General features: G+C 54.4%; 18 protein-coding genes. 8 read left to right on the top strand and 10 right to left on the bottom strand.

Translation table 11 applies throughout. From position 1 onward, the window contains the following. Positions 1-36 precede the first annotated feature (36 nt). From lpxC to mutT, 4 genes are all read left to right on the top strand, one after another. A complete protein-coding gene (gene lpxC, locus HV157_RS10460; protein ID WP_014168633.1) occupies positions 37-954 on the top strand; it encodes a UDP-3-O-acyl-N-acetylglucosamine deacetylase in 918 nt (305 codons plus the stop codon). Between the two features lie 283 nt (positions 955-1,237). Next, positions 1,238-1,741, top strand: coding sequence for a secA translation cis-regulator SecM (secM, locus tag HV157_RS10455; protein ID WP_072126512.1), 504 nt, complete (start codon positions 1,238-1,240; stop codon positions 1,739-1,741). A gap of 60 nt (positions 1,742-1,801) precedes the next feature. Next, the gene (secA, locus tag HV157_RS10450) at positions 1,802-4,507 is read left to right on the top strand and encodes a preprotein translocase subunit SecA (protein WP_014168636.1); all 2,706 of its coding nucleotides are present in this window, start codon (positions 1,802-1,804) and stop codon (positions 4,505-4,507) included. 57 nt (positions 4,508-4,564) lie between these two features. Next, entirely contained in the window at positions 4,565-4,957 is a 393-nt protein-coding gene (gene mutT, locus HV157_RS10445; protein ID WP_182268204.1) for an 8-oxo-dGTP diphosphatase MutT, read from the top strand. 1 nt (position 4,958) lies between these two features. Here mutT and yacG read toward each other — a convergent pair whose 3' ends face one another. Genes yacG through coaE form a run of 3 tightly spaced genes read right to left on the bottom strand, consistent with a single transcriptional unit; the run spans position 4,959 to position 6,526 of the window. Then, complete coding sequence (gene yacG / locus HV157_RS10440; protein WP_020882580.1) at positions 4,959-5,153, bottom strand: DNA gyrase inhibitor YacG; 195 nt, start codon at positions 5,151-5,153, stop codon at positions 4,959-4,961. A gap of 9 nt (positions 5,154-5,162) precedes the next feature. Beyond that, positions 5,163-5,906, bottom strand: a complete 744-nt coding sequence (zapD, locus tag HV157_RS10435) for a cell division protein ZapD (RefSeq protein ID WP_014168639.1) — start codon at positions 5,904-5,906, stop codon at positions 5,163-5,165. Continuing rightward, the gene (gene coaE / locus HV157_RS10430; protein ID WP_182268205.1) at positions 5,906-6,526 is read right to left on the bottom strand and encodes a dephospho-CoA kinase; all 621 of its coding nucleotides are present in this window, start codon (positions 6,524-6,526) and stop codon (positions 5,906-5,908) included. The genes zapD and coaE overlap by 1 nt, the downstream gene beginning before the upstream one ends. 228 nt (positions 6,527-6,754) lie before the next feature. On the opposite strand from coaE, the gene HV157_RS10425 reads away from it, so the two are divergent. After that, positions 6,755-7,798 (top strand): GMP reductase, encoded by a 1,044-nt coding sequence (locus tag HV157_RS10425; RefSeq protein WP_032679625.1) that lies wholly within the window; start codon positions 6,755-6,757, stop codon positions 7,796-7,798. A 33-nt stretch (positions 7,799-7,831) separates the two neighbouring features. Here HV157_RS10425 and hofC read toward each other — a convergent pair whose 3' ends face one another. The 4 genes from hofC to nadC form a co-directional block, all read right to left on the bottom strand. Further along, a complete protein-coding gene (gene hofC / locus HV157_RS10420) occupies positions 7,832-9,016 on the bottom strand; it encodes a protein transport protein HofC (RefSeq protein ID WP_078774285.1) in 1,185 nt (394 codons plus the stop codon). Further along, a complete protein-coding gene (gspE, locus tag HV157_RS10415; protein ID WP_182268206.1) occupies positions 9,006-10,388 on the bottom strand; it encodes a type II secretion system protein GspE in 1,383 nt (460 codons plus the stop codon). The genes hofC and gspE overlap by 11 nt, the downstream gene beginning before the upstream one ends. Before the next feature lie 10 nt (positions 10,389-10,398). Further along, positions 10,399-10,836, bottom strand: coding sequence for a prepilin peptidase-dependent pilin (gene ppdD, locus HV157_RS10410; protein ID WP_032681660.1), 438 nt, complete (start codon positions 10,834-10,836; stop codon positions 10,399-10,401). A gap of 173 nt (positions 10,837-11,009) precedes the next feature. After that, complete coding sequence (gene nadC, locus HV157_RS10405) at positions 11,010-11,903, bottom strand: carboxylating nicotinate-nucleotide diphosphorylase (RefSeq protein ID WP_020882584.1); 894 nt, start codon at positions 11,901-11,903, stop codon at positions 11,010-11,012. Between the two features lie 87 nt (positions 11,904-11,990). On the opposite strand from nadC, the gene ampD reads away from it, so the two are divergent. Both ampD and ampE read left to right on the top strand, forming a co-directional pair. After that, positions 11,991-12,542, top strand: a complete 552-nt coding sequence (gene ampD, locus HV157_RS10400; RefSeq protein WP_020882585.1) for a 1,6-anhydro-N-acetylmuramyl-L-alanine amidase AmpD — start codon at positions 11,991-11,993, stop codon at positions 12,540-12,542. A 9-nt stretch (positions 12,543-12,551) separates the two neighbouring features. After that, positions 12,552-13,406, top strand: a complete 855-nt coding sequence (ampE, locus tag HV157_RS10395; protein WP_182268207.1) for a beta-lactamase regulator AmpE — start codon at positions 12,552-12,554, stop codon at positions 13,404-13,406. Positions 13,407-13,424: 18 nt separating this feature from the next. Here the strand turns inward: ampE and HV157_RS10390 are convergent, their stop codons facing one another. The 3 genes from HV157_RS10390 to aroP all read right to left on the bottom strand — a co-directional run bounded on the left by HV157_RS10390 (position 13,425) and on the right by aroP (position 17,318). Next, positions 13,425-14,375, bottom strand: coding sequence for a family 43 glycosylhydrolase (locus HV157_RS10390; protein ID WP_014168648.1), 951 nt, complete (start codon positions 14,373-14,375; stop codon positions 13,425-13,427). Between the two features lie 10 nt (positions 14,376-14,385). Then, entirely contained in the window at positions 14,386-15,783 is a 1,398-nt protein-coding gene (locus HV157_RS10385) for an MFS transporter (RefSeq protein ID WP_014168649.1), read from the bottom strand. Between the two features lie 164 nt (positions 15,784-15,947). Then, positions 15,948-17,318: an aromatic amino acid transporter AroP gene (gene aroP / locus HV157_RS10380; protein ID WP_014168651.1), complete on the bottom strand. Its 1,371-nt coding sequence runs from the start codon at positions 17,316-17,318 to the stop codon at positions 15,948-15,950. Positions 17,319-17,855: 537 nt separating this feature from the next. Here aroP and pdhR point away from each other — a divergent pair. After that, positions 17,856-18,620, top strand: coding sequence for a pyruvate dehydrogenase complex transcriptional repressor PdhR (pdhR, locus tag HV157_RS10375; protein WP_013095596.1), 765 nt, complete (start codon positions 17,856-17,858; stop codon positions 18,618-18,620). Positions 18,621-18,701 lie beyond the last annotated feature (81 nt).

Here is an 18,701-nt window from a genome sequence, read left to right as displayed (position 1 = left end):
CTTTCGGTTGGATAGTTAATTTGGCGAGATTATACGATGATCAAACAAAGGACACTTAAACGTATCGTTCAGGCGACTGGTGTCGGTTTACATACCGGCAAGAAAGTCACACTGACGTTACGCCCTGCGCCGGCCAATACCGGGGTCATCTATCGTCGCACCGACTTGAATCCACCGGTAGACTTTCCGGCCGATGCCAAATCTGTGCGTGATACTATGCTCTGTACTTGTCTGGTGAACGAGCATGACGTGCGGATTTCTACCGTAGAGCACCTGAACGCCGCCCTGGCGGGTCTGGGTATCGACAACATTATGGTTGAAGTCGATGCGCCAGAAATCCCGATCATGGATGGTAGTGCTGCTCCGTTCGTCTATCTGTTGCTGGATGCCGGCATCGAAGAACTGAACTGCGCGAAAAAATTTGTTCGTATCAAAGAGACCGTTCGCGTCGAAGATGGCGACAAATGGGCTGAATTCAAACCGTACAATGGTTTCTCGTTGGACTTTACCATCGATTTTAACCATCCGGCGATTGATGCCAGCACCCAACGCTATGCGATGAACTTCTCTGCTGATGCGTTTATGCGCCAGATCAGCCGTGCCCGTACGTTTGGCTTCATGCGTGATATCGAATATCTGCAGTCCCGCGGCCTGTGCCTGGGCGGCAGCTTCGATTGTGCCATCGTTGTTGACGATTATCGCGTACTGAACGAAGACGGTCTGCGTTTTGAAGATGAATTCGTTCGTCACAAAATGCTGGATGCTATCGGCGACCTGTTTATGTGTGGTCACAACATCATTGGTGCATTTACCGCGTTTAAATCCGGTCATGCACTGAACAACAAACTGTTGCAGGCAGTCCTGGCAAAACAGGAAGCCTGGGAATATGTGACCTTTGAAGACGAAGCTGAGCTGCCGCTGGCCTTCAAAGCACCAAACACGGTACTGGCGTAACGGTTAAAGCCGTTTCGTAAAAAATCGACTGGTTAACCTGGTACTCTCTCCGACCAGGGAGACCAGTCGTTTTTATTTTTACCCCTCTTCATTTATTTGCCCCAGCGTCACTTCTCGTTTGCCCGGTGCAGAAAATCTGTGCGTTAGCTGCATTCTTGACCGTTTTTCCCCGCAGCAATACGTCATTCCTGCTGCTGTGTATTGGCTTTAGTGGTAATATCTGGGCGCTTAAAAGAATAATTGAATTCAGCCTGTTGAAGGCTGGCTTAATGTGGTGGAGCAAGTGAGCGGAATACTGACGCGCTGGCGACAATTTGGCAGACGTTACTTCTGGCCGCATCTCTTATTAGGGATGGTCGCGGCGAGTTTCGGCTTGCCTGCGCTCAGCAACAGTGCGGAAGCGGCGACGCCGACGAAGACCTCCACAACCAAACACGATCTCAACACGCGGGTTAATTTTACTAACCTGGCGTGGCTTGAAGCCAATCGCCGCCCGAATTTCTCGGTGGATTACTGGCACCAGCATGCGATCCGTACCGTTATTCGCCATCTGTCATTTGCGATGGCTCCGCAGGCACTGCCTGTTGCTGAAGAGACGCTGCCGGTACAGGCGCAGCATCTTGCTCTGCTGGACACGCTTAACGCGCTGCTTACGCAGGACAGTCAGCCACCCGTCATGGTGCGTCAGACCACGCAAATCGCGCACGTTCCTCCTGCGACCTTCTCCGTTTCGACATGGATTAGCCAGGCCCACGGCATCCGCGCCGGGCCTCAACGCCTCAGCTAAATTAACCTTTTTTCAATACCTTAATTTATCTGCCCAACCTGGGGCGTTTGAGAATTTATTATGCTAATCAAATTGTTAACAAAAGTTTTTGGTAGTCGTAACGATCGTACCCTGCGCCGTATGCGCAAAGCTGTTACCGTCATCAATGGCATGGAGCCGGCGATGGAGAAGCTCTCTGATGACGAGCTGAAAGCGAAAACCGTTGAATTCCGCGCACGTCTTGAAAAAGGCGAAACGCTGGAAAGCCTGATCCCGGAAGCCTTCGCCGTTGTGCGTGAGGCCAGTAAACGTGTGTTTGGCATGCGTCACTTCGACGTTCAGCTGCTGGGTGGTATGGTGCTTAACGAGCGCTGCATCGCGGAAATGCGTACCGGTGAAGGTAAAACCCTGACCGCAACGTTGCCCGCCTACCTGAACGCACTGACCGGTAAAGGCGTTCACGTCGTTACCGTCAACGACTATCTGGCACAGCGTGATGCCGAAAACAACCGTCCCCTGTTCGAATTCCTGGGCATGACCGTTGGCATCAACATGTCCGGTCTGCCGGCACCCGCCAAACGTGAAGCCTATAACGCGGATATCACCTACGGTACCAACAACGAATACGGCTTCGACTACCTGCGTGACAACATGGCGTTTAGCCCTGAAGAGCGCGTGCAGCGTAAATTGCACTATGCGCTGGTGGATGAGGTGGACTCCATCCTGATCGATGAAGCGCGTACCCCGCTGATCATCTCCGGCCCGGCCGAAGACAGCTCCGAGATGTACCGTAAAGTCGATAAAATCATTCCGCACCTGCTGCGTCAGGAGAAAGAAGATTCCGACACCTTCCAGGGTGAAGGTCACTTCTCTGTCGATGAAAAAGCGCGCCAGGTGAACCTGACCGAACGCGGTCTGGTGAAAATTGAAGAGCTGCTGGTGGCTGAAGGCATCATGGAAGAGGGCGAGTCTCTGTACTCGCCGACTAACATTATGCTGATGCACCACGTCACTGCCGCGCTGCGTGCCCACGCGCTGTTCACCCGTGATGTCGACTACATCGTGAAAGACGGTGAAGTTATCATCGTTGATGAGCACACCGGCCGTACCATGCAGGGACGTCGCTGGTCTGACGGTCTGCACCAGGCCGTTGAGGCCAAAGAAGGCGTTGATATTCAAAATGAAAACCAGACGCTGGCCTCTATTACCTTCCAGAACTACTTCCGTTTGTACGAGAAGCTGGCGGGGATGACCGGTACTGCAGATACCGAAGCATTTGAATTCAGCTCCATCTACAAACTGGATACCGTGGTCGTTCCAACCAACCGCCCAATGATCCGTAAGGATATGCCGGACCTGGTGTACATGACCGAAGCGGAAAAAATTCAGGCGATCATTGAAGATATTCGCGATCGTACCGCTAATGGCCAGCCGGTGCTGGTGGGGACAATCTCCATCGAGAAATCCGAAGTGGTTTCCAATGAGTTGACCAAAGCGGGCATCAAACACAACGTTCTTAACGCGAAATTCCACGCCAAAGAGGCGGATATCGTTGCGCAGGCGGGTTACCCGGCAGCGGTAACAATCGCCACCAACATGGCGGGTCGTGGTACCGACATTATGCTGGGTGGTAGCTGGCAGGCAGAGATTGCCGAGCTGGAAAACCCAACGCCGGAGCAGATTGCTCAGATTAAAGCGGACTGGCAGGTACGCCATGACGCGGTGCTGGCATCCGGTGGTTTGCATATCATTGGTACCGAACGTCACGAATCTCGTCGTATCGATAACCAGCTGCGCGGCCGTGCGGGTCGTCAGGGCGATGCCGGTTCTTCCCGCTTCTACCTGTCTATGGAAGATGCGCTGATGCGTATTTTCGCCTCCGACCGTGTTTCCGGCATGATGCGTAAACTGGGTATGAAACCTGGCGAAGCCATTGAACACCCGTGGGTCACCAAAGCGATTGCTAACGCCCAGCGTAAAGTGGAAAGCCGCAACTTCGATATTCGTAAGCAGCTGCTGGAATATGATGATGTGGCCAACGACCAGCGTCGTGCCATCTATACCCAGCGTAACGAACTGCTGGATGTGTCCGACGTGAGCGACACCATCAACAGCATTCGCGAAGACGTATTCAAAGCGACTATCGACGCGCATATTCCACCGCAGTCTCTGGAAGAAATGTGGGATATCGAAGGTCTGCAGGAACGCCTGAAAAACGACTTCGACCTCGAACTGCCAATCAAAGAGTGGCTGGACAAAGAGCCTGAGCTGCACGAAGAGACCCTGCGTGAACGTATTTTCGAAACCGCGCTGGACGTATACAAGCGTAAGGAAGAAGTCGTTGGCGCTGAGATGATGCGTCACTTCGAAAAAGGCGTGATGCTGCAAACGCTGGACTCCCTGTGGAAAGAGCACCTGGCGGCGATGGACTACCTGCGTCAGGGTATCCACCTGCGTGGTTACGCGCAGAAAGATCCGAAGCAGGAGTACAAGCGTGAATCCTTCGCCATGTTTGCGTCCATGCTGGAGTCACTGAAGTATGAAGTGATCAGCACCCTGAGCAAAGTTCAGGTACGCATGCCGGAAGAAGTGGAAGCAATGGAGCAACAGCGCCGTGAAGAAGCTGAGCGTCTGGCACAGATGCAGCAGCTGAGCCACCAGACTGACGAGAGCGAAGCTGCGGCAGCGATCGCGGCCCAGACTGGCGATCGTAAAGTTGGCCGCAACGATCCGTGCCCGTGTGGTTCCGGTAAAAAATACAAGGCGTGCCACGGTCGTCTGAGCTAAATTCATAACAAAACAAAAAGGCGCAGAAATCTGCGCCTTTTTTATGGAAGCGACAATATGAAAATACTGCAAATTGCCATCGGGATTATTCGCAACCCGCAAAACCAGTTCTTTATCACCCAGCGCGCCGCCGACGCCCATATGGCGAACAAATGGGAGTTTCCGGGCGGGAAAATCGAGTCAGGCGAAACGCCGGAACAGGCGCTGATCCGTGAGCTTCAGGAAGAAGTGGGGATCACCCCGCTTGGCGCAACGCTGTTTGACAAGCTCGAATACCAGTTTCCCGATCGTCACATTACACTTTGGTTCTGGCTGGTGGAAAACTGGGAGGGGGATCCCTGGGGCAAAGAGGGGCAACCGGGTAACTGGGTTGAACTGCAGGCAAGCGATGCCGACAAATTCCCGCCGGCAAATGAGCCTGTGATTACCCGGTTAGTGCAGGGCGTTTAATTTACTGCTGTTCTTCACTCCAGTCATCGCTGTCCGAAAGAGTGCCTTCACTCGGAATGCGTTTCTCTTCCGCCGCCCATTCGCCCAGGTCAATTAACTGACAGCGTTTACAGCAGAATGGGCGGTATGGGCTCACTTCGCCCCAGACAACACTTTTGCCACAGGTTGGGCAGTTTACGATGGTTACGTCAGACATTGGCACTCCTTAACAACAGGCCAGTTCAAAATCGAGCCGTTCCGGCACGGTGCCATTTTCACTGTCCAGCGGCATAAAGCGAATCGCAAAACGGCTCTTATGCCCGGAAATTTGCGGGTAAAGCTGCACGTCGAGCGAAAGGTTCAGTCGCAGCAGATCGGCATCGTCCCCGTTATCCTGGTAAAAACCGTTCAGGCTGGTCTGCTTGCGGAACGGCGCAGAGTTACGGATAAGATCGAGGATCAGCGATAACGTCCGGTGCATCGGCTCCAGGCTTTCCAGCCAGATATTCACCTGCGCATCACGCTGCGTTTGCGGCATGTGCAGCCACATATGAAGCGTCGGCAGGTCAAAGCTGCAGCATCCACCGGGAATACTCAGGCGCTGGCGTACCAGGGCAATCAAGCGATCTTCACGCAAAAACTGGCCAACGCGAGGGGCAGCCATTAACGTGCTGCTACTGCTTTTTAACTGCTGACGCAGGGAATCGATACGGCTTTGATCAACACCCGGGACTTCCGCCCATGCCTGCAGTTTACGCTGCTGACGCTCGAGTTCTTTCAGTAATTCGGTGCGAACATCTCCACGCTCAATCACATCCAGCAGGTCGCCCACATTGCGGAAGAAGTGCAACGCAGTGGCGTGATCGTTGACAGGCAGATGTTGCGAGAGTTGTTGAATAAGAAATTCGATACGCAGCCAGGTACGCATTTTTTCGTTAAGCGGATGCTCAAAAAGGATGTGAGTCGACATTATGGTTTTTCCTGTGCAACGGCCTGCGCGGCGAAGGTCAAATACTGCGCGTGCAGACGGGCAACATCCGATGCAATGGCATCTGGTGCGCCGTTATTATCAATAACATCATCCGCAACGGCCAGGCGCTGATCGCGCGTGGCCTGAGCGGCAAGAATTTGTTCGGCATGTTCGCGCGAGACGCGATCGCGCGTCATGGTTCGCTGGATTTGCGTTTCGGGGAGGACATCAATGACCAGAACCCGATCGGCTTTCTTCTGCAGCTGATTTTCTACCAGCAACGGAACTACCCACAGCACATACGGTGAGCGGGCGGCGGCAATCTGACGCTGGGTTTCCTGGTGGATAATGGGGTGGAGCAGGGCATTAAGCCAGACCTTTTCCTCAGAATCGGAAAAAATGCATTCGCGAAGCTGCCGGCGATTTAGCGTGCCGTCCGCATTGATGATGGCCGGGCCAAAATGTTCTTCAATGGCCTTTAACGCGGGTGTATTCGGTTCTACCACCTGACGGGCAATGATATCGGCATCGATAATCGCGATACCCAGGCGAGCGAAAGCGTCCGCAACGGTACTTTTGCCACTACCGATGCCGCCGGTTAATGCGACGGTATACCCCATTAAATCAAATCCTGGGAATTATTCATTATTAAAATCAGTTGGTTGAAATTCAAACGTGTGCCAGCCAATGTTTAGCTCTCTTTACCGGCTTTTTACCAGGTAAATTTATAGGATTGTAGCGTAAAAAAAGAGAATTTCGCAGTCTTGCGGAGCAGGTATTAGTGCGTATGATAACGTCACTGGAGTTGTGCTTTTAACATATTTGCCTCTAACCCCAGGAATCCGCACATGCGTATCGAAGAAGATCTGAAGTTAGGTTTCAAAGACGTTCTTATCCGCCCTAAACGCTCTACACTGAAAAGTCGCTCAGACGTTGAACTCGAACGTCAATTCACCTTTAAACATTCCGGTCAGACCTGGTCTGGCGTGCCGATCATCGCTGCCAATATGGATACCGTGGGAACCTTCGAGATGGCAACCGCGCTGGCACAGTTCGACATCCTCACGGCAGTTCACAAACACTACAGCCCTGAAGAGTGGAACGCCTTTGTGGCATCCGCTTCTGCTGAGGTCGTGAAGCATGTGATGGTCTCTACCGGAACCTCAGATACCGATTTCGAAAAGACCAAACAAATCCTCAAGAGTAACCCCGCGCTGAACTTCGTCTGTATTGATGTAGCGAATGGTTATTCCGAACACTTCGTGCAGTTCGTGAGCAAGGCGCGTGAAGCCTGGCCGAACAAAACCATCATTGCGGGTAACGTAGTGACCGGCGAGATGTGTGAGGAGCTGATCCTCTCTGGCGCAGATATCGTCAAAGTGGGCATTGGCCCGGGTTCCGTGTGCACCACGCGTGTGAAAACCGGTGTCGGTTATCCGCAGCTTTCTGCGGTTATTGAATGTGCCGATGCTGCGCACGGCCTGGGCGGCCAGATCATCAGTGACGGTGGTTGTACTACCCCGGGTGATGTCGCGAAAGCTTTCGGCGGCGGAGCAGACTTCGTGATGCTTGGCGGTATGCTGGCAGGTCATGAAGAGAGTGGCGGTACCGTGGTGGAAGAGAACGGCGAGAAATTTATGCTGTTCTACGGTATGAGCTCTGAATCGGCGATGACCCGTCACGTGGGTGGCGTTGCAAAATACCGTGCGGCAGAAGGCAAAACCGTGAAGCTGCCGCTGCGCGGCCCGGTTGAGAATACCGCACGTGACATTCTTGGTGGCCTGCGTTCGGCCTGCACCTATGTGGGGGCATCCCGCCTGAAAGAGTTGACGAAACGCACGACCTTTATCCGCGTTCAGGAACAGGAAAACCGCGTTTTCAATAGCCTGTAATCGCGTAAGCTGGCGCGCATCCGTGTGCCAGCGTTATCCCGCACTCATCGCATCGCCGAGATGGAAGATAGGCAGATACATTGCCACCACCAGCGTGCCGATAATCACACCCGTCACGATCAGCAGCACAGGCTCCAGCACGGCAGCCAGGTTATCTGCTGACTGAAAGGTTTGCTCCGTGTGGTGACGCGCCAGGTTTACCAGCATGATATCGAGCGCACCTGACGTTTCACCGGTTCGTAATAGCTGAATACACAGCGGAGTAAAAACCGCCGCCTTTTGAAAGGATGCCCAAAGGGGATAACCCTTTTCAACGTCTTCCCGGATGGCGCGGAGTATCCCCTGCCAGTACCTGCTCTCAACCGTCTCTTCTGCACTCTCCAGACCCTTTAAAAAAGCGATGCCCGCCTGCTGCGTGAGCGACAGCACGGTAAAAATTTGCCCCAGCTTTTGTCCTTTAGCCAGTGCACCCATGACGGGGATATGCAGCAGTACGTGTTGCCAGCGTGGATCCTGCCGCCAAGCCCAGGCGATGCTCACAGGAAGGAGTAGCCCCGCGAACAGCACGAGGGCATAGGACTGTATAAACGTTGCCATTCCCATGACTATTTGTGTCAGCATCGGGAGCGGGGTATTAAACGTTTTGTAGATGGCGGCGAATTCGGGCAAGACCAGAGTGATCATGGCCAGCACCACGAGTACCGCCAGAGCCAGGATTATCATCGGGTAACGCAGTGCCTTTTTCACTTTCGCACTGAGTTGCTGCTGTGATTTTTGTTGCTGGGCAAGTTCACGGCAGCACGTCTCCAGCTTCCCGGTTAGCTCGCCGGTCTTCACCATCGACACATACAGTGGGCTAAATACCGCGGGCCAGCGCTTCAGCGCCTCAGAAAAAGGGCATCCTTCACTCAGCTCATCGGCAAGGCTTTGCAGGAGTGCCTGCCAGGGCGTTATCGGATGCTGGTCCGCCAGCATCTGCAGGCTGTCAGACAGTGTCAGGCCCGCCTGCAAAAGCGTGGCGAGCTGGCGAAATACCTCGTAGCGGTGATGTGGTCGCCAGCGATACCTCTGCGTGCAGCGGGTGATTGTCAGAGGATGCAGCGCTTTGCGCATCAGCCTGTCGAAAGCCGCATTGCGGTCAGTTGCCCACAGAGCCCCGCTTCGGGGCTCTCCTTCAACGGATAGCGCATGCCAGCGCCAGAGGTGATTAGCAGCCATCGGGCATTCCCAGGATACGCAGCAACTCTTCGAGCGTGGTCAGTCCCTGTTCAACAGCCATACAGCCATGTTCGAAAAGGGATGTCATTCCTGCCTGACGGGCGCTGGCCTCAATCACCTCTGACCCCGCTCCGCTGGCAATGGCCTGCCGGAGTGTCTGGTCAATGACGAGCACTTCAAAAATGGCGACGCGACCGTAAAAACCATGATAACAGCGCTCACAGCCGGTGGGTTGCCAGCGCGGTAGCGGACGGGGCCAAACGGAGCGAGGCAGTTCTGCCCGCTTGTCGGTTTCCTGGCGGCAATGGGGGCATAAACGGCGCACCAGCCGCTGGGCGATGACCAGCGAGAGGGCGGAAGAGATCATCCATCGCGCCACCCCCATCTGCTGCAGGCGGATCAGGGTTTCCGCCGTCGAGTTGGTGTGTAGCGTCGACAACACCAGATGCCCGGTTTGTGCGGCATTAATGGCAATCTCTGCCGTTTCGCCATCACGAATTTCGCCGACCATAATGATGTCAGGATCCTGACGTAGCAGCGCTCTCAGCACCGTCTGGAAGGTGAGGCCCGCACGCGGGTTTATCTGCGTCTGGTTTAATCCTGCAAGCGGGATCTCTATCGGGTCTTCCACGCTGCAGATGTTCACATCCGGCGTGTTTCGAGCCTGCAGCGCGCTATACAGCGTCACGGTTTTACCGCTGCCAGTGGGGCCGGTAACCAGAATCAGCCCCTGCGGCTGGTGGAGCACTTCGCTAAAGCCGGCCAGCTGTTTAGCATTCATCCCCAACGTTTCCGGCTCAAGAGATTGCTGAACCTGATGCAGCAGGCGCAGTACAATTTTTTCACCCCCGCTGCAGGGAAGCGTGGCGATGCGAAATGAGACCGGCTCGTTTGCCAGCTCAATCGTAAACTGACCGTCCTGCGGTAAGCGGCGCTCCGCAATATCGAGGTTACCCAGCACTTTTAACCGGGCGCTGAGCATGGTGGCCAGCGCGGCTGAAAGTGGGGGCTGCGGGCAAAGCACGCCGTCGATGCGCAGGCGAATCTGGCAAGTCTGCTCCATCGGTTCAATATGAATATCAGAAGCGCGTTGGTTTATCGCCTGCTGCAGCGTGTGGTTAAGAATATCCACCGCTGAGTGTGTCGGCGTAACGACGGGCAGATGCGTTTGTGTGGTTAACTGCCGGTGCTTTTCCATGCGCTCGGCGCTCCAGCACTCGATATCAATCCGTTTCTGGGTAGCGAAACGCAGGGCTTCCATCAGTTCAGGGCCGGGGTTTCGCACGACGGCAATGCTAATCATGTCGCTATCGCTGCTCAGCAGAAGGGCATGGTGACGCAGACAAAGTGCGACAAGCTGATCGGTATTCATCATCCGCTCCTCAGTGGGTGTCGAAGCGGAAAACGTCTTCACAGGCCTGCTTGAGCGCGCTGTCGGTACCGATGTTGCAGTCACGCGTCCACCCCGTCATGCCGTTGCCATTATTCCATTGTGGCGTCATGACCACCTCCAGCCCGTTAAGGCTCTCCTGGCCGGTTAAGGTCACGACGCCTTTCGCCACGTTCATGCCTGAAACGTAGCGGGTAGTGGTGGGGGACGGGATGCCATTACTGCCTCCGTCACAGCTCTCCACGCCGCCGTGATCCAGGGCGCAAAGCTCAATGGCGGTGCGGTAGGGAATGAAGGTTTGCAGCATATCGGTCAACGCTGCTTTTCGCAGGTAGTTCTGGTACGCGGGAACGCCGATGGCGCTCAGAATGGCAATAATGCCGATCACCACCATCAGCTCAATGAGTGTGAATCCTTGTTGTCTGTCCATGTCTGCTCCTTACGTTAAGTAGGGCTACTCTGGCAGTGAGACAGCGCAGAAACGAGGGGCAAAAAAAGGAACGTGAAGGGGCTTTCAGGGAATTCGTGACGTGTTGCAGGGTAGGGCAATGGTTTTGCGAGCGGGAGTGAATTTCCCCTCTCCGCAACGAGAGGGGAGGGTCATTATTTGAAGCGCATCGAGAGGTCGAGGGCGCGAACGTGCTTGGTCAGCGCCCCAACGGAGATAAAATCAACGCCGGTCTCGGCGAATTCACGGATCGTATCAAACGTCACGTTGCCGGATACTTCAAGCTGGGCTTTGCCGTTGGTCAGTTTTACCGCCTCGCGCATCTGCTCGGTTTCGAAGTTATCAAGCATGATGATATCGGCGCCGGCCTTGATAGCCTGCTCCAGCTCCTCCAGGTTTTCGACTTCCACTTCGACGGGCACATCCGGATGCAGCCAGAAGGCTTTTTCGACCGCCTGACGCACGGATCCCGAGGCAATGATATGGTTCTCTTTAATCAGGAACGCGTCAGACAACCCCAGACGATGGTTTGCACCGCCGCCACAGAGCACCGCGTATTTCAACGCAGTGCGCAGACCCGGTAGCGTTTTGCGGGTATCCAGCAACTGCGTGCGGGTACCCGCCAGCAGGTCAACGTAGCGACGTACTTCGCTTGCCACACCGGACAACGTCTGCACGAAGTTCAGCGCGGTTCGTTCGCCGGTCAGCAGTACACGGGAAGGTCCATCAAGTTCGAACAGCGGCTGATTTGCCGTAATCGCATCACCGTCGTCGACATGCCAGGTGATCTGCACCTCATCGCCTGCCAGTTGGGTAAAGACCTCTTCAACCCAACGCTTACCGCAAAAAATACCCTCTTCGCGCGTAATAATGACCGCATGTGAGCGAGTCTCTTTTGGCAATAATTGTGCGGTAATATCCCTGTCGGCGCTGACGTCACCGCCCAGATCTTCTTTCAGGGCATGGGCAACGCTTGCCGGAATATCCATATTAATACGTTCCAGAAGCGCTTCACGTCGGTTGTCGGGGTTGTAACGGCGAGGCGGCATGATAAAACTCCAAATTGGTAACGAATCATAATATTGAAACATGCTACTCTGAACCGAGTAACAGCACCATACATAAGGAATTCCAGCATGTTGTTAGAAAACGGATGGCTGGTGGATGCGCGGCATGTGCCCTCGCCGCACCACGACTGCCGCCCGGAGGATGAAAAGCCCACACTGCTGGTTGTTCATAATATCAGTCTCCCGCCGGGTGAGTTTGGCGGCCCGTGGATCGACGCATTATTCACGGGGAACCTGGATCCTGATGCCCATCCTTTCTTTGCTGAGATTGCGCATCTGCGCGTGTCGGCTCACTGTCTGATCCGTCGCGACGGCGAAGTGGTTCAGTACGTCCCTTTTGATAAGCGTGCCTGGCATGCCGGCGTGTCGATGTACCAGGGACGCGACCGCTGCAATGATTTTTCCATCGGGATTGAGCTGGAAGGCACTGACACCACCCCCTACACCGATTCACAGTATCAACAGTTGGTGGCTGTAACCCAAACGCTGATCGGGCTCTATCCCGCGATAGCCGGGAATATTACGGGACACAGCGATATTGCTCCGGCGAGAAAAACCGATCCCGGCCCGGCTTTTGACTGGCCCCGGTTTCGCGCCTTGCTTACCGCGTCGTCAGAATAAGGAGATAACATGACGTTGTTTACCATGCTGGTGGTTATCATCGCTGAACGCCTGTTCAAACTCGGTGAGCACTGGCATCTGGATCACCGGCTGGAGGTGCTTTTCCGCCGGATTAAACATTTTTCCATGCTGCGCACGCTGCTGATGACCGCTGGCGTGATGGTTATAACATTTTTACTGCTGCGTTCGCTTTACGGCCTCTTTTTCAACGTGCCGCTGCTGGTGGTGTGGATCCTGCTCGGCGTGCTCTGTATTGGCGCGGGCAAGGTGCGTATGCACTACCACGCCTATCTGAAAGCCGCATCCCGTGACGATGCCCATGCGCGGGGCGCCATGGCGAGCGAGCTGACGATGATCCACGGCGTGCCGCCGGATTGCGATGAGCGTGAATTTTTGCGCGAACTGCAAAATGCGCTGCTGTGGATCAACTTCCGTTACTACCTGGCACCGCTGTTCTGGTTTGTGGTGGGCGGCCCGTGGGGGCCGGTACTGCTGATGGGCTATGCGTTTCTGCGCGCCTGGCAGACCTGGCTTGCCCGTTACCTTACCCCGCATGAACGTTTATTGTCGGGAATCGATGCCATTCTGCATGTGCTGGACTGGCTCCCGGTACGTCTGGTGGGCGTCGTTTATGCGTTAATTGGCCACGGTGAAAAAGCGCTGCCGGCATGGTTTGCTTCGCTTGCCGACCGCCACACGTCTCAGTATCAGGTGTTAACACGTCTGGCGCAGTTCTCGCTGGCGCGTGAGCCGCATACCGACAAGATTGAAACGCCGAAAGCGGCTGTCTCCATGGCGAAGAAAACGTCGTTTGTGGTGGTCGTGGTCGTGGCGTTGCTGACCATTTACGGCACGCTGGTCTAAGCCAGCGCGCCGTACCGGTCAGAGCGTATCAGCAGGCGGGATGCCAAAGTCAGGCATCCCATTTTCGTCCCAGCGCACGTGTTTCAGACGCGTGTGACGATTCGGGTCATAGAGCGGATCGCCTTCAATCTCGGTGTAGTTTCGCGCGTGGTAGACCAGCACGTCTTCTCCCTCCGGCGTTTGCGTAAAGCTGTTATGCCCGGGCCCAAACTGACGATTCTCGACGCTGGTTCGGAAAACCGGACGCGACGCTTTATGCCAGTTCGCCGGATTTTGCGGATCGGCATTCATGTCTATCCACAGTAACCCCATGCAATAGTTCTCATCCGTGGCGCTGGCGGAGTAGCTGATAAACAGCTTATCTTCGTGAAACAGCACTGCCGGACCTTCGTTGACCCAAAATCCGCGGCATTCCCAGTCATACTCCGGTTTACTGAGCATCACCGGCTCGCCTTTAAGCGTCCACGGATTCGCCATTTCGCACAGATAGAGGTTGGAGTTTCCGGCGATATCCGGGGCTTTTTGTGCCCACAAATACCAGCGTTTTCCCTGATGGACGAACGTGGTGGCGTCCAGTGCGAAGGTGTCGAACGGGGTGGTAATCTGGCCTTTCTCGATCCACGTCCCGGTGAGGGGATCGTGGTCCGCACACTCCAGCGCAAACATACGGTGCTGGAACATCCCGAGGCTGTCCAGCGCCTGGGTATGGGTGGCGGCAAAATAGATATACCACTTACCGTCAATGTGGTGCAGTTCCGGTGCCCAGATCAGCTGGCTCATCGGCCCGGTCTCCGGTTTACGCCAGACCACGACCTCTTCGGCATCGCGTAGTCCTTCCAGCGAGTCGGCGCGGCGGATCTCGAGCCTGTCGTACTGCGGCACGGAGGCGATAAAGTAGTACAGCCCCTCGTGGTGCAGAATATAGGGGTCGGCACGTTGTTCAATAAACGGGTTTGGCCAGGTGTGCATTCGGCTTTCCTTATTTCGTCTCAGCGGCTTTGAGTTCCTGATAATTATTCAGCTCGCGATAATTGTTGCGACGCTTCTCGAGGTCTTCCTGGATCTGCTTCATCGTTTCGCGGTCAACCTTCAGCAGGCGTACCACGCCTGCGGTAATGAGATACCCGACGCCCGGAATCACGGTAAACAGCAATACAATGCCGTTGATGGCATCCGGACTTTGCGCTTTCGCCCCCGCGTCATAACCGTACCAGGAGAGCAGGAAACCAACCATCGCACCGGCAATCGCCAGCCCCAGTTTGAGGAAGAAGATGTTACCGGAGAAGCTGATCCCGGTGATGCGCTTACCGGTTTTCCACTCACCGTAGTCATCGACGTCGGCCATCAGCGACCAGTGCAGCGGAGACGGGATCTGGTGCAGGATGTTCAGCAGGAAGTAGAGCACCACAATGGTGACCGTGGCTTTCGGATCGAAGAAATAGAAGGCGCAGGAGAAAATCGCCAGCACGATGTTGGTCCAGAAGAACACTTTCAGCTTACACCAGCGGTCGGTGAGGACTTTCGCCAGCATACTGCCGAGCATCATGCCAACCACGCCCAGGCTGATAAACAGCGTGGCGAAATGAGTACTCTGGCCCATAACCCAGGTCACGTAGTACATCGTGGCCGCCATGCGGATAAAGCCCGGGCACACGTTGCACAGGGTTAGCAGCAGAATGCGCACCCACTGGTCGTTCTTCCACACGTCTTTCAGGTCGTTTTTCAGCTCGTCATGAGTCTGTACCGCCGGGCGTACACGCTCGCGAACGGTATAGAAGCAGAACAGAAACATACCGGTACCAATCAGCGCCAGCACGGTCATTGCCATCTGGTAGCCTTTGGCTTTGTTGTCGCCACCAAACCAGTCGGCCATCGGTAACAGCGTCAGCGACAGCAGCAGCGTGGCGATACCTACCAGCACAAAGCGATAGGATTGGCAGGCAACACGTTCCTGCGGATCGTTGGTAATCACGCCGCCTAACGAGCAATAAGGAATGTTGATTGCCGTATAGGTTAAAGAGAGCAGGAAATAGGTGACGAAGGCATAGATAACTTTGCTGTTGTAGCTCCACTCTGGTGTGGTGAACATCAGGATGCTGAACAGCGCATAGGGAAAGGCTATCCACAGCAGCCATGGACGAAACCGGCCATATTTACTGCGGGTACGGTCGGCGATGGCCCCCATAATCGGATCCGTTACGGCATCAATTACGCGGACAGACAGCAGCAGTACGCCGACCAGTGCAGGCGCCAGACCAAAAATATCGGTATAAAAATAATTAACAAACAACATGATGGCGCCAAAGATGATGTTGCAACCTGCATCGCCCATCCCATAGCCGATCTTTTCTTTTACTGACAGTTTTGCGTTATCCATAGACTGCTCTCCGGGTTACGGTATGGAGAGAATTATTTGCTGGCAAACGAATATATGCGTTGCAGTATCAGGGCGGTGATATGGATAAATGCGCTGTTGGCGTGAAACTGTGAGGGAGGTAACAACACGCGGTACCTGCAAAACGCAGATACCGCGGGGGAGACTTAGTGAGCTTTCAGGGCGTTGCGGCTTTTCTGGCTAAACAGATAGCCGATACCAAGAACGGCAACCCAGACTGGGATCAGGTACACCGAGATTGCCATACCCGGGGTCAGCAGCATGATGACCAGCACTCCCGCCATAAACAGCAGGCAGATCCAGTTGCCCAGCGGATAGAGCAGGGCAGGGAAGCGAGTCTTCACGCCCTGCTGATGCTTGGCACGGCGGAACTTGATGTGTGCCAGGCTGATCATCGCCCAGTTGATAACCAGGGCAGAGACCACCAGCGCCATCAGCAGGCCAAACGCCGATTCCGGTGCCAGATAGTTAATCAGGACACACAGCGCCGTTACGATCGCCGAAACGATGATGGTGTTCACCGGAACGCCACGCTTGTCGACGTTGAGCAGCATCTTCGGCGCGTTACCCTGCTGGGCCAGGCCGAACAGCATACGGCTGTTGCAGTATACGCAGCTGTTATAGACCGACAGCGCCGCTGTCAGCACCACGATGTTGAGCGCATTCGCCACGACGGTATCGCCCAGCTCGTGGAAAATCAGGACAAACGGGCTGGTGTCTGCAGTAACGCGCGTCCACGGCAGCAGAGAGAGCAGAACGGCCAGTGAGCCCACATAGAAAATCAGAATACGGTAGATAACCTGGTTGGTCGCTTTCGGGATGCTCTGTTCCGGGTTGTCAGCTTCAGCTGCGGTGATGCCGACCAGCTCCAGACCACCGAAGGAGAACATAATGATTGCCATCATCATCACGAGGCCCGTCATGCCGTGAGGCAGGAAGCCGCCCTGTTCCCAGAGGTTGCGTACCGTGGCCTGCGGGCCACCGTTGCCGCTAAACAGCAGCCAGCCGCCAAAGATGATCATCGCCACGACGGCAACCACTTTGATGATGGCAAACCAGAACTCCATCTCACCGAAGACTTTAACGTTGGTGAGGTTGATGGCGTTAATGATGACGAAGAAGGCCGCAGCAGAAGCCCAGGTGGGGATCTCGGGGTACCAGAACTGAATGTATTTCCCGACGGCGGTCAGTTCAGCCATGGCAACCAGAACGTACAACACCCAGTAGTTCCAGCCTGACGCGAAACCGGCGAAACTCCCCCAGTACTTATAGGCAAAGTGGCTGAAAGAGCCCGCAACCGGCTCTTCAACGACCATTTCACCTAACTGGCGCATAATCAGAAAAGCGATAAAACCGGCAATGGCGTAACCCAAAATAATGCCGGGACCGGCAGACTGGATAACGGATGCACTTCCCAGAAACAGTCCAGTGCCAATAGCACCGCCCAGTGCGATTAGCTGTATATGGCGGTTCTTCAGACCGCGCTTTAGCTGATCGCCGTGCTGTTGAGCTTCCATTTGAAACCTCGTGTGTGGTTGTTATGTTCACGCGACGCGTGTGTAATTATGAATATCCGTTTTCTGTATTTATTTCTTTACAGTCAATGAGACCGAAAAAAGCGGAGATGTCTTCCGTAAGCGCCAGAATAGTGGTAAGCGCCAGCGAATGCACCTGCTTTATGACGGGGCGATGACGAGTTGAATAAAAAGAAAGCATTTGTAAATCACCCCGCTAACCCTTCATACCCCAACCTATAGAATAGAAATGCTCCGTAAGTGGGCAAAATTTCATATTTTGCGTTGTTGAATCGCTTCAGATTGCAAAAACCCTCGTTTCATTAAGGTTAAAACTCCCACTAAGGGAGTAACTAACTCATTTGTGCGAAGTTACATTTCTGAAACGTTATTTCTGTAAGGTTGTTAAAATGTGCAGGGTTTACTGATTTCAATCAAAACCAATATGGACAGAAGGTGAATACTTTGTTACTTTAGCGATACGAACTTGAAATTGGTAAGACCAATTGACTCCGGGCAAAAAGGCGTAAGACAGGGAATATGGCCTACAGCAAAATTCGCCAACCAAAACTATCTGATGTGATTGAGCAGCAGCTGGAGTTTTTAATCCTCGAAGGGACACTGCGCCCGGGTGAGAAACTTCCGCCAGAACGCGAGCTGGCAAAACAGTTCGACGTTTCACGTCCCTCTCTGCGTGAGGCGATTCAACGTCTCGAAGCAAAGGGCTTGCTGCTTCGTCGCCAGGGCGGCGGAACCTTTGTGCAAAACAGCCTGTGGCAGAGCTTCAGCGATCCGCTGGTAGAACTTCTCTCTGACCACCCAGAATCCCAGTTTGATCTGCTTGAGACCCGTCACGCGCTAGAAGGTATCGCGGCCTATTACGCCGCACTTCGTAGCACTGATGAAGATCGCGTGCGTATCCGCGAACTTCATCAGGCCATTGAACGGGCACAGCAATCCGGCGATTTAGACGCCGAGTCCAATGCCGTTGTCCAGTATCAAATCGCCGTCACCGAAGCTGCACACAATGTTGTGCTCCTCCATCTGCTACGCTGCATGGAGCCGATGCTGGCCCAGAACGTTCGTCAGAATTTTGAATTGTTGTATGCCCGTCGGGACATGCTCCCATTGGTAAGCAACCATCGCACCCGAGTATTCGAGGCGATAATGGCCGGGGAACCGGAGCAGGCGCGCGAAGCGTCGCACCGACATCTGGCTTTCATTGAGGAAATCTTGCTGGACCGCAGCCGTGAACAATCGCGTCGCGAACGTTCATTACGCCGCATACAGCAACGAAAGGATTAAGCGCCAGGGTTTTTTAGAGCGCGGCAACTAAACGCAGAACCTGTCTTATTGTGTTCTTGCCCAAGAGCACAATGGGACAGG

This window comes from Enterobacter sp. RHBSTW-00318, from assembly GCF_014101375.1.
GTDB classification, from domain to species: Bacteria; Pseudomonadota; Gammaproteobacteria; order Enterobacterales; family Enterobacteriaceae; genus Enterobacter; species Enterobacter ludwigii.
This window is presented reverse-complemented; position numbering and strand designations above follow the sequence as displayed.

Excerpts from the sequence above, each read along its gene's own strand:
- lpxC (WP_014168633.1), top strand. The coding sequence starts at position 37 with ATGATCAAACAAAGGACACTTAAACGTATCGTTCAGGCGACTGGTGTC.
- HV157_RS10390 (WP_014168648.1), bottom strand. The coding sequence starts at position 14,375 with ATGCACACCTGGCCAAACCCGTTTATTGAACAACGTGCCGACCCCTAT.
- pdhR (WP_013095596.1), top strand. The coding sequence starts at position 17,856 with ATGGCCTACAGCAAAATTCGCCAACCAAAACTATCTGATGTGATTGAG.
- ampD (WP_020882585.1), top strand. The coding sequence starts at position 11,991 with ATGTTGTTAGAAAACGGATGGCTGGTGGATGCGCGGCATGTGCCCTCG.
- nadC (WP_020882584.1), bottom strand. The coding sequence starts at position 11,903 with ATGCCGCCTCGCCGTTACAACCCCGACAACCGACGTGAAGCGCTTCTG.
- yacG (WP_020882580.1), bottom strand. The coding sequence starts at position 5,153 with ATGTCTGACGTAACCATCGTAAACTGCCCAACCTGTGGCAAAAGTGTT.
- zapD (WP_014168639.1), bottom strand. The coding sequence starts at position 5,906 with ATGTCGACTCACATCCTTTTTGAGCATCCGCTTAACGAAAAAATGCGT.
- secA (WP_014168636.1), top strand. The coding sequence starts at position 1,802 with ATGCTAATCAAATTGTTAACAAAAGTTTTTGGTAGTCGTAACGATCGT.
- HV157_RS10425 (WP_032679625.1), top strand. The coding sequence starts at position 6,755 with ATGCGTATCGAAGAAGATCTGAAGTTAGGTTTCAAAGACGTTCTTATC.
- HV157_RS10385 (WP_014168649.1), bottom strand. The coding sequence starts at position 15,783 with ATGGATAACGCAAAACTGTCAGTAAAAGAAAAGATCGGCTATGGGATG.
- mutT (WP_182268204.1), top strand. The coding sequence starts at position 4,565 with ATGAAAATACTGCAAATTGCCATCGGGATTATTCGCAACCCGCAAAAC.
- coaE (WP_182268205.1), bottom strand. The coding sequence starts at position 6,526 with ATGGGGTATACCGTCGCATTAACCGGCGGCATCGGTAGTGGCAAAAGT.
- aroP (WP_014168651.1), bottom strand. The coding sequence starts at position 17,318 with ATGGAAGCTCAACAGCACGGCGATCAGCTAAAGCGCGGTCTGAAGAAC.
- hofC (WP_078774285.1), bottom strand. The coding sequence starts at position 9,016 with ATGGCTGCTAATCACCTCTGGCGCTGGCATGCGCTATCCGTTGAAGGA.
- gspE (WP_182268206.1), bottom strand. The coding sequence starts at position 10,388 with ATGAATACCGATCAGCTTGTCGCACTTTGTCTGCGTCACCATGCCCTT.
- ampE (WP_182268207.1), top strand. The coding sequence starts at position 12,552 with ATGACGTTGTTTACCATGCTGGTGGTTATCATCGCTGAACGCCTGTTC.
- ppdD (WP_032681660.1), bottom strand. The coding sequence starts at position 10,836 with ATGGACAGACAACAAGGATTCACACTCATTGAGCTGATGGTGGTGATC.